Below are 9604 nucleotides of genomic sequence, written 5' to 3' on the forward strand. Positions count from 1 at the left end.
GATCTACTGCGTCTACCAGGCCGCCGACGAGGCCCTGGTGCGCCGGCACGCAGAGCTCGGCGGCTTCCCGGCCAACCGGGTGGACCGGGTGTACAGCGTGATCGACCCGGCCACGGCCGAGTGAGGCGGGCGCGCGCTGCGAGATGTGCCACGCCGGCCTCGCGCGTCTCGCGCGAGGCCGCGAGCGCGCCCCCAAGGGCTCCGGCCAGACGATGCAAGAGCAGTAAAATTTTTTTAGTAAGGATGATATGATTTTATTAATTCATGAAAAATTCACAAGAATTCCGCCGGCAACCGGCGAGCGCAGCCCCGGCAAGAGGCAGTGAAGGGGTTCTGGCTGACATCGGTGAAGCCTTGCGGTCGCGCCGTCGGCTGTTGCATCTGAGCCTTGCCGAGGTCGCCGAGCGCAGCGAACTCAGCATCGGCTACATCTCTCTGCTCGAGAGAAATCTGGCCTCGCCTTCGCTGACCGCGCTCATGCGCGTTGGCCAGGTGCTTGGCCTGGAGCTCGACTACTTCTTCCACGCACGCAGCGCCGGCGGGCATCACTTCCCGCAGAGCGCGCGCACGCCGTTCCAGCTTCAGGCGGGCGGCATGACGTTCGACCGGATCAGCGGAGAGTTCCCCTCCAGCGTCGTGAATGCACTGGTGGTGACCATCCCACCCGGGCACAAGTCTTCGCCCGTGACCCATCCGGGTGAGGAGTTGGCGTATGTCATCAGCGGCAACCTGCGCTACACCCTGGGCGAAAGAAAACTCCACCTGAGCGAAGGCGATTCGGTCCATCTGCCTTCCGACACGGCGCACTGCTGGGAGAACCCTTTCGCCAAGGCGGCCACGGTGCTCTGGGTCGGCACTGCGCCCCTGTTCAAGGCCGGTTCGGACGATGCAGATGCCCATGAGGAACTGCAGAGCCATGGTTCGCCGACGAGGCTGTCTTCCGTGCCCAAGGCCAAGGCCAAGGCCCAGCCCAAAACCAGGGCCAAACCCGAGCCCGGGGCTGCACCGAGCAAGAGAAAAAAAACCTGACCATGAGCGGCCGTGCGATTCCCGAGTTCGAAGCTACCTTTGCCTCCGTCAGCGAGCAGCTCCGGCAGCGCATCGGCCACAGGCTGCTCACCGTCAGTCGTGTCTTGCTCCATGAATCCAGCGTCGAGCGAATCTACTCGAGCCAGCCCGAAGCGTATCCGGTCCACGGCAGGAAGCCCAGGGACAAGACCGAATGGACGGCCCTGATGGAGCGCGGTGAGTGTTTCGTGGCCAACCATCCCGATCACTTCGGCCCGCACTTCTCCGACCTGCCCGCCATCGTCGAACACGGGCTCGGTGCGGTCATCAACATCCCGATCCTCGATGGTCGCCGCATGCTCGGCACCCTGAATCTGCTCGACCGGGCCGGCGCCTACCGAGGCCCTGTGCTCGAGGCTTGCCTGGCCGTGCGCGGCCAGGCAAGAAAAGGTTTCTTTCAGCACGAGCAATGGATCGCGCAGCGATCCGCCWGATCCGCATCCCGTCTTCAACCAGGAGTGAACCTTGAGTCCTCGAATCTGCGTCGCCGTGATCGGCACTCTTCTCTCGCTGTCCGCGTTGGCCGCCACGCCGAAAGATACCTTGGTGGTGGCCAAGAACATCGATGACATCGTCAGCCTCGATCCGGCCGAGGCCTTCGAGTTTTCCGGGGGCGAAGTGGTGGCGAATATCTACGAGCCGCTGGTGCGCTACGACCCCAAGGACCCGACCCGGCTGAAGCCGGCATTGGCCGTCACCTGGAAGCCCGCGGCCGACGGAAAGAGCATCGAGTTCTCGCTGCGCAACAACGCGGTGTTCGAAAGCGGCAACCCGGTGCGCCCGGAGGATGTGCTGTTCTCGTACCGGCGCGTGCTGCGGTTGAACAAGGCGCCGGCTTTCATCCTGAGCCAGTTGGGGTGGACCCCCGACAACATCGAGCAGATGGTGCGCAAGACCTCGGCGAGCACCCTTGTGCTCGGCTGGTCCGGCGAATTCGGCCCGGCCTATGTGCTGAACGTGCTGGCGGCCCGGCCCGGCGCCATCGTCGATGAGAAGCTCGTGCTGCAGAACGAAAAGGCCGGCGACCTGGGCAACCTGTGGCTGACCCGCAATTCCGCCGGCAGCGGGCCCTACAAGTTGAAGCTCTACAAGCCCAAGGAAGTGCTGCTGCTGGAGGCGAACAAGCAGGCCGCCAACCCGCCGAAGACCGGCAACGTGCTGATCAAGAGCGTTGCCGAGCCTGCAACGCAGCGCCTGTTGATCGAGTCCGGCGATGCGGACATCGTGCGCGATCTCGGCTCCGACCAGATCGACGCGCTGAAGGCCCGCACCGACATCCGGCTCGAAGACTTCCCCGCGGCCGCCGTGCACTTCATCGGCCTCAACCTCAAGAACGAAAAGCTGCGCAATCCCGCGATCTGGGAAGCGATGCGCTACCTGGTGGACTACGACGGCATCTCCGGGCAATTGCTCAAGGGGCAGATGCGCACGCACCAGGCCTTCCTGCCGGTCGGCTTCGCAGGTGCGTTGACCGCGACGCCCTACAAGCTCGACCCGGAGCGCGCCAAGGCCATCCTCGCCAAGGCGGGCATCAACGGCCTGGAGATCGACATGGACGTGATCAACAGTCCGCGCTTCGTGGACATGGCGCAATCGATGCAGGCCAGCATGGCCAAGGCGGGCATCAAGCTCAATCTGCTGCCCGGCACCGGCAGCCAGGTGATCACGCGCTACCGCGCCCGCAAGCACGAGGCCATCCTGCTGTACTGGGGGCCCGATTTCTTCGACCCGCATTCCAACGCCAAATCGTTTGCCTACAACGTGGACAACAGCGACGGCGCCTATCAGAGCACCACGACCTGGCGCAATTCATGGTTGATTCCGGAGCTGTCGGTCAAGACCCTGGCGGCACTGAAAGAAGCCGATCCGGCCAAGCGGGCGAGCGCCTATCAAAACCTGCAGAAGGAAGTGCAGGCCAAGTCGCCTTTCATCATCACCTTTCAGGAGCAGAACCGCGTGGCGCTGCGCAGCAACGTCAAGGGCTACGTGCAAGGCTCCGTGGCCGACCTGGTTCAGTACGACGGCGTCACCAAGTAAGACAGCCTCATGCGCAAGCACGCCGTACCGGCCGCACTGCTGCGGTCGGGCCTTTCCTTCGCCCTGATGCTGTTGGTCCTGCTGCTGGTCACTTTCCTGATCGGCAAGGCGGCCCCCATCGATCCCGTGCTTCAGGTCGTCGGCGACCGTGCGTCGCCCGAGGCCTACCAGCAGGCCCGACACAATCTGGGGCTCGACCGGCCGATCCACATGCAGTTCGTCCACTACGTGGCGAACGCGGTGCGCGGCGATCTGGGCCGCTCCACATCAACGGGCCGCTCGGTGGTGGAAGACCTGCGCCAGTATTTTCCCGCCACGCTCGAACTGGCGACCCTCGGCATCGCGCTGGGCGTGCTGTTCGGCGTGCCGCTGGGCATGCTGGCGGCGCACCAGCACAACCGGTGGATCGACCAGCTGCTGCGCCTGGTCGGGTTGCTGGGCTACTCGGTGCCGGTGTTCTGGCTCGGCCTGGTCGGGCTGCTGGTGTTCTACGCCAAGCTGGGCTGGGTGGGCGGCCCCGGTCGGCTCGACGATGTCTACCAGTACACCGTCGACAGCTGGAGCAACCTGGTGCTGGTCGATACCCTGCGTGCCGGCAACGTGGAGGCATTTCGCAACGGACTGTCGCATTTGCTGCTGCCTGCCGCGCTGCTGGGCTACTTCTCGCTGGCCTATATCTCGCGCATGACGCGGGCTTTCTTTCTCGAAGAGTTGGGCAAGGAATATGTGCTGACGGCGCGCGTCAAGGGCGCGTCGGAATTCCAGGTGCTGGTGCGCCATGTGCTGCCGAATGTGGCGGTGCCGCTGGTCACTGTGATCGCGTTGTCGTACGCCGTGTTGCTTGAAGGCGCAGTGCTCACCGAGACGGTGTTTTCCTGGCCCGGCATCGGCCTGTATGTCACCAATGCCCTGTTCAGCGCCGACGTGTCGGCCGTGCTCGGCGGCACCTTGCTGGTGGGCCTGTGCTTCGTCGTGCTCAACACCGCCACCGACATGTTCGGTTATCTGATGGACCCGAGGGCCAGGACATGATGCTTCTTCGACAGGAATGGTGGCTGAGCGAGGCGCCCGCATCGGCGTTCCAGGCACGCTGCGGGCGCTGGTACCGCGTGGGGCTGCGCACGGTGCGAAGCCCGGCCATGGTGTTCGGCATGGTCATCCTCGCGTTGATGGTGCTGTCGGCCGTGTTCGCGCCCTGGTTGGCACCGTTCGATCCCAACGCGCAGGACATCACGCAGCGGCTGCTGCCTCCGGGCGCGGCGCATTGGCTGGGTACCGATCAGCTCGGTCGCGACCTGCTGAGCCGCGTCATCTACGGCACGCAGCCCACGCTGCTGATCGTCTCACTGGTGGCGGTGCTGTCGGCGCCCGCAGGGCTTCTGCTGGGCATGTGCGCCGGCTACTTCGGCGGCTGGATCGAAGCCGTGCTGATGCGCATCACCGACATCTTCATGGCCTTTCCGCGCCTCGTGCTGGCACTGGCGCTGGTGGCCGTGCTGGGGCCGGGCATCGTGAACGCGGTGATCGCCATCGCCATTACGGCATGGCCGCCCTATGCCCGCATCGCCCGCACCGAGACGCGCACTGTCAAGGGCAGCGATTTCATCCAGGCTGCGAGGGTGCAGGGGCTGCCCACCTCTCGCATCCTCTTCGGCCATCTGTTGCCGATCTGCCTGCCATCGACGGTGATTCGCGTCACGCTGGACATGGCGGGCATCATCCTCACGGCCGCAGGCCTGGGCTTTCTCGGCCTGGGCGCGCAGCCTCCGATGTCCGAATGGGGCGCGATGATTTCCACCGGCCGCCAGTACATCTTCGACCAGTGGTGGGTGGCCGCGGTGCCTGGCGTGGCGATCCTGCTCGGCAGCCTCGCCTTCAACCTCGTGGGCGATGGGTTGCGCGACGTACTGGACCCGAAAAATGGCTGAGCTGCTGATCGAAGACCTGACCGTCACATACCCGACGGCGACGGGCCCGGTGGATGTCGTGAAGTCGCTCTCGCTGCACATGGGCGCCGAGCGCATCGGCATCGTGGGCGAATCCGGCTCGGGCAAGTCGATGACCGCGCGTGCCGTGCTGGGCCTGGTGCGCTCTCCCGGAAAGACCACAGCCGGCCGCATGGTCTACGACGGCATCGACCTGACACGGCAGGACCCCACCGGATGGCGCGGCATTCGCGGGCGCCGTATCGGCATGGTGCTGCAAGACCCGAAGTTCTCGCTGAATCCGGTGCTGCGCATCGGCAAGCAGATTGCCGAGGCCGGTTTGCTGCATGGCGTGTTCAAGTCCGGCCAGGCGCGTGCCCGGGTACTCGAGATGCTGGAAACCGTCGGCGTGGACCAGCCCGGGCGCGTGTACGACGCCTACCCGCATCAGCTTTCCGGCGGCATCGGCCAGCGCGTCATGATCGCTGCAATGATGATCGCGGAGCCTGGCCTCCTCATCGCCGACGAGCCCACTTCGGCGCTCGACGTGATGGTGCGCGGACAGGTGCTGGAGATGATGGACCGCGAGATCCGCAAGCGCGGCATGGGCCTGCTGATGATCAGCCACGACCTGAAGATGGTGGCGCACTTCTGCGACCGCGTGCTGGTCATGTACCGGGGCCAGGTGCTGGAGTCGTGCGCGGCCAAGGACCTGTTCCAGTCGCAGCACCCCTACACCCGCGGCCTGCTCAACTGTCTGCCCACCGGCCAGAATCCCGGGCAGGCATTGCCCACCATCGATCGAAAGCTCATCCAGAAAACGGCGGCACACCATGTCCAGTGAGACCAGCCTCCCAAGCTCGCGCGAAGCCGCCATCCATTGCGCGGGGCTGGATGTGTTCTACGGGCAGGGCACAGCGCGCCATCACGCGGTAAAGCAGGCCTCGTTCCATGTCTGCAAGGGCGAGTCCTTCGGCATCGTCGGCGGCTCGGGCAGCGGAAAGTCGACCATTCTGCGGGTGCTGGCGGGGCTGGACGGCGACTGGCAGGGCGACGTCTCGGTGCTGGGTCATCGGCGCCTGGCCAGCACCGCACCGCAGCGCGACTACCGCCTGAAGGTACAGATGATTTTTCAGGACCCGTTCGGTTCGCTGCATCCACGACACACCATCGACCACTGCCTGACCGAAGCGATGCGCTGCCATGGCTTCGACCGGATCGAGTCGCGCGTCGTATCTGCGCTCGACCGGGTCGGATTGGGCAGAAGCTTCCGCTTCAGGTTCCCGCATCAACTGAGCGGTGGCCAGCGTCAGCGCGTGGCCATCGCCAGGGCCCTGGTGCTGGAGCCGGAGGTGCTGCTGCTTGACGAACCCACCTCGGCCCTGGATGCTTCCATTCAGGCGGAAGTGCTGAATCTCCTTCTGGAGGTGCGCCGCGACCTGGGAACCACCTTCCTGTTCGTGAGCCACGACCTCGGCGTGATCGCCCACATGTGCGACCGTGTCGCGGTCATGCGCCAAGGCGAGGTCGTCGAGACCTTGGCGGCGGCGCGGATCACCGCGGGCGAGGTGGCGCATCCTTACACGCGCGAGCTGCTGGCGAACTGCTATGCCGCGCAGCCCGTTGAATCTGTAGCAGCTGCCTGAACGGAGCGTTACCCGATGACTGCCGAACAACACCCCCTGCACCTCACGCCCTACGAAACCGGCAACCACGACCAGACCACCACCTGGCCCGAATGCGTTGCCTTCTACGAGCGGCTGGCCGAGCGCTTTCCCATGGTGCTGCGATGGACGCAGATCGGCGTTTCGGACAATGGCATTCCGATCCACGCCGGCGTGGTGACGGCCGACGCGGTGTTCGATCGCGAGACCTTGCAGCGGCAAGGCCGGCCGGTGTTCTTCAACAACAACGGCATCCACCCCGGCGAGCCCGAAGGGATCGACGTCTGCATGGCGCTGGTGCGCGATTTCTGCACGCAGCCCGAGCGGCTGGCGGCGCTGGGCGATACGGTCTTCCTGTTCATTCCCGTCTACAACGTGGACGGCTGCCTCAACCGCCAGAACACCTCGCGCGTGAACCAGCAGGGACCCGAGTTTTTCGGCTTCAGGGGCAATGGTCGAAACCTGGACCTGAACCGCGACTTCATCAAGTGCGACAGCCTGGCCGCGCAGGTGTTCAACCGGTTCTTCACCGCGTGGGACCCGGACGTGATGGTCGACACCCACACCTCCAACGGCGCCGACTACGCCTACACGATGACGCTGATCCCGACCCAGCCCGACAAGCTGGGCGGAGGGCTCGGGCAGTTCCTGCGCAGCAGCATGCTGCCGGCCATCTACAGCGGCATGGCGCAGCGCGGCTGGCCCACCTGCCCGTACGTGAACTGCGTGGCCGAAACGCCGGACGACGGCATCGCCGACTTCCTCGATCTGCCGCGCTTTTCCACCGGCTACGCGGCCTTGCACCACACCCTCGGCTTCATGCCCGAGACCCACATGCTGAAGCCCTATGCCGATCGCGTGGCGGCGATGCGGACGCTGGTCGAGGTGGTGCTGGACTTCGCAGTTGCGCATGCGCCGCAGATTCGAACGCTGCGCCAGGAGGCCAGGGCCGGCGCTGCGCAGCAGGCGCACTGGCCGCTCTCGTGGCGTGCCGATCGCAGCCGGCCGGCCAGCTTTCGCTTCAAGGGATACAAGGCGATCCATTCGCCCAGCAGCCTGGGCAACTACCAGCGCCTGGCCTACGACCGCAGCCAGCCTTGGGAAAAAGACATTCCGTACTTCGACCGCTGCGTGGAAGACGCTGCGACAAGCGCGCCCAAGGCGTATCTCATTCCGCAGGCCTGGCGCGAAGTGATCGAGCGGTTGCAGTGGAACGGCGTGGCGCTGCGCCGGCTCGAGGAAGACCAGGTTTTCCGGGACGCACGGGTGTACCGCATCCAGCATGTGGTCTCGCGCCCCGGGCCGTACGAGGGGCACATGTTCCACGACGAAGTGGCGCTTGTCGCACGCACCGAGACCCTCCATGCGCGTGCCGGCGACGTGTGGGTGTCGCTCGACCAGCCGAAGGCCCGCTACATCGTCGAGACGCTCGAACCCGAAGCGCACGACAGCTTCTTCCGCTGGGGCTTCTTCAACAGCGTGCTCGAGAAGAAGGAGGCTTTTTCGGCCTACGTCTTCGAAGACACGGCCTGCCGCATGCTGGAGGAAGAGCCGGCGCTGAAGGCCGGCTTCGAGCAATGGAAGCAGCGCAATCCCGGCAAGCTTTCCGATCCGCAGGAAGTCCTGGGGTACCTCTTTGCGCACGGCAAGCGCCATGCGGAGCCCGAGTGGCGGCGCTATCCGGTGGCGGGGCTGACGTCGCAGGGCCTGGCCGCGCGAGCGGCTCCTTGATCATTCGGAGCGTGCAGGTCTCGCCGCCTTCGGCCGCGACGACGGCTCCCACGAGTCGGGCGTGGTTGCCACCAACTGCTTGAAGTTCTTCCACGGCCTCGCGCCGGGCGCGGTGCGCCCGCCCACCACGACGACCTTGGCATAGGCCACCATGCGCTCGCGCAGGTAGCGTTGGTCGGACTCGGGCCAGGTCTCGATCGAATGCGGCCCGCGCGCCAGCACGATCTCCTTCACGCCGCGGATGCGGTTGTAGGCGGCGACGGTGCCCTCGAGCGTTTCGGCGCGGTCCCACAGGCCCTTGCCGAAGAAGGCCGCGGGCCATCGGTCCATGCCTGCGAGCGTGGCCGAGTTCGGATAGAAGACGATGTGATGGTCCGCCGCCATGCCGCCCAGGAACAGGTTGCGGTCCGCCAGGTCGGGCGCGTCGCCCACATAGCCCGCACCGCTCGCAAAGGACGACAGCAGGATCGCGCCGCGGATGTTCTTCAGCCCCCTGGGGGGCGCGCAGTTGACGTCCGGCAGGTCGAAGCTGCATGAGGCGACGTAGTTGCTGGTCATCGCCCACGCGGTCGACATCGAGCCGCGCGAGTAGCCGCCGAGCACGAGAGGAATCTCGCTGGCCTTCATGCCTGCCAGCAGGCGGCCGGCGGCCGCGTTGCCTTCGAGCACTTCGCCCGAGGGCGTGAGCATGCGCAGGCCGCGGCCGTTTTCCAGCTGCCCGAGCACGCGGAACACGTCCTCGCCTTGCGCCAGCGTGTTGGTGTCGCTGAACCCGCCCGAGAGGCCTTCGCCGCGCCGGTCGTAGGCCAGCACGTCGAAGCCTGCCTGGTTCAGTGCATGCAGGTTCTCGCGCCACCAGCGCTGGCCCATGGTCTCGGTGGTGGCGTTGGGGAACGGGAGCGCCGTGGTCTTGCCCGTTGTCTCGTCGACGCGGTAGGACACCTCGTCCGGATGCTGGATGGCCGTGAGCTGCCCGCCGCCGCCCGGCGCCATGATCGCGAGCGCGCGCACCTTGCGGCCCTTGCCGTCGTCCACGCCGGCGCCTTCGAGGTACCAGCCGCGCAGCTTGATCGGCTCGGTCTTCTTCAGGTCGATGCGCTCGAAGGCATCGGGAGGCACGGTGAATTCCACCGTGTAGGCCCGGCTCTCGGCTTCGGCGATGCCTTCGCGGTAAGGCGC

At 65.8% G+C, this 9604-nt stretch carries 10 protein-coding genes; 9 read left to right on the forward strand and 1 reads right to left on the reverse strand.

Annotated elements, in window-relative coordinates:
* Position 1 precedes the first annotated feature (1 nt).
* The 9 genes from AC1DXX_RS32465 to AC1DXX_RS32505 all read left to right on the forward strand — a co-directional run bounded on the left by AC1DXX_RS32465 (position 2) and on the right by AC1DXX_RS32505 (position 8425).
* The gene (locus tag AC1DXX_RS32465; RefSeq protein WP_478138324.1) at positions 2-124 is read left to right on the forward strand and encodes a nickel-binding protein; all 123 of its coding nucleotides are present in this window, start codon (positions 2-4) and stop codon (positions 122-124) included.
* A gap of 230 nt (positions 125-354) precedes the next feature.
* The gene (locus AC1DXX_RS32470) at positions 355-1029 is read left to right on the forward strand and encodes a helix-turn-helix domain-containing protein (protein WP_478138315.1); all 675 of its coding nucleotides are present in this window, start codon (positions 355-357) and stop codon (positions 1027-1029) included.
* A 2-nt stretch (positions 1030-1031) separates the two neighbouring features.
* Positions 1032-1637 carry a GAF domain-containing protein gene (locus AC1DXX_RS32475; protein ID WP_478138316.1) on the forward strand — a complete coding sequence of 202 codons (606 nt, stop codon included), beginning with the start codon at positions 1032-1034 and terminating at the stop codon, positions 1635-1637.
* Complete coding sequence (locus tag AC1DXX_RS32480) at positions 1534-3105, forward strand: ABC transporter substrate-binding protein (protein WP_478138317.1); 1572 nt, start codon at positions 1534-1536, stop codon at positions 3103-3105. The genes AC1DXX_RS32475 and AC1DXX_RS32480 overlap by 104 nt, the downstream gene beginning before the upstream one ends.
* Positions 3106-3114: 9 nt before the next feature.
* Positions 3115-4137: an ABC transporter permease gene (locus AC1DXX_RS32485; protein ID WP_478138318.1), complete on the forward strand. Its 1023-nt coding sequence runs from the start codon at positions 3115-3117 to the stop codon at positions 4135-4137.
* Entirely contained in the window at positions 4134-5033 is a 900-nt protein-coding gene (nikC, locus tag AC1DXX_RS32490) for a nickel transporter permease (protein WP_478138319.1), read from the forward strand. Before AC1DXX_RS32485 ends, nikC begins: the two co-directional genes overlap by 4 nt.
* Positions 5026-5874 carry an ABC transporter ATP-binding protein gene (locus AC1DXX_RS32495; RefSeq protein ID WP_478138320.1) on the forward strand — a complete coding sequence of 283 codons (849 nt, stop codon included), beginning with the start codon at positions 5026-5028 and terminating at the stop codon, positions 5872-5874. The genes nikC and AC1DXX_RS32495 overlap by 8 nt, the downstream gene beginning before the upstream one ends.
* Positions 5864-6676, forward strand: a complete 813-nt coding sequence (locus AC1DXX_RS32500) for an ABC transporter ATP-binding protein (protein ID WP_478138321.1) — start codon at positions 5864-5866, stop codon at positions 6674-6676. Before AC1DXX_RS32495 ends, AC1DXX_RS32500 begins: the two co-directional genes overlap by 11 nt.
* Positions 6677-6691: 15 nt before the next feature.
* Positions 6692-8425: a M14 family zinc carboxypeptidase gene (locus tag AC1DXX_RS32505; protein WP_478138322.1), complete on the forward strand. Its 1734-nt coding sequence runs from the start codon at positions 6692-6694 to the stop codon at positions 8423-8425.
* Here AC1DXX_RS32505 and AC1DXX_RS32510 read toward each other — a convergent pair.
* Positions 8426-9604: alpha/beta hydrolase (locus AC1DXX_RS32510; RefSeq protein WP_478138323.1), on the reverse strand; the 1179-nt coding region annotated here is incomplete at its 5' end.

The sequence above is a fragment of the Variovorax sp. P4_B10 genome, assembly GCF_056402375.1.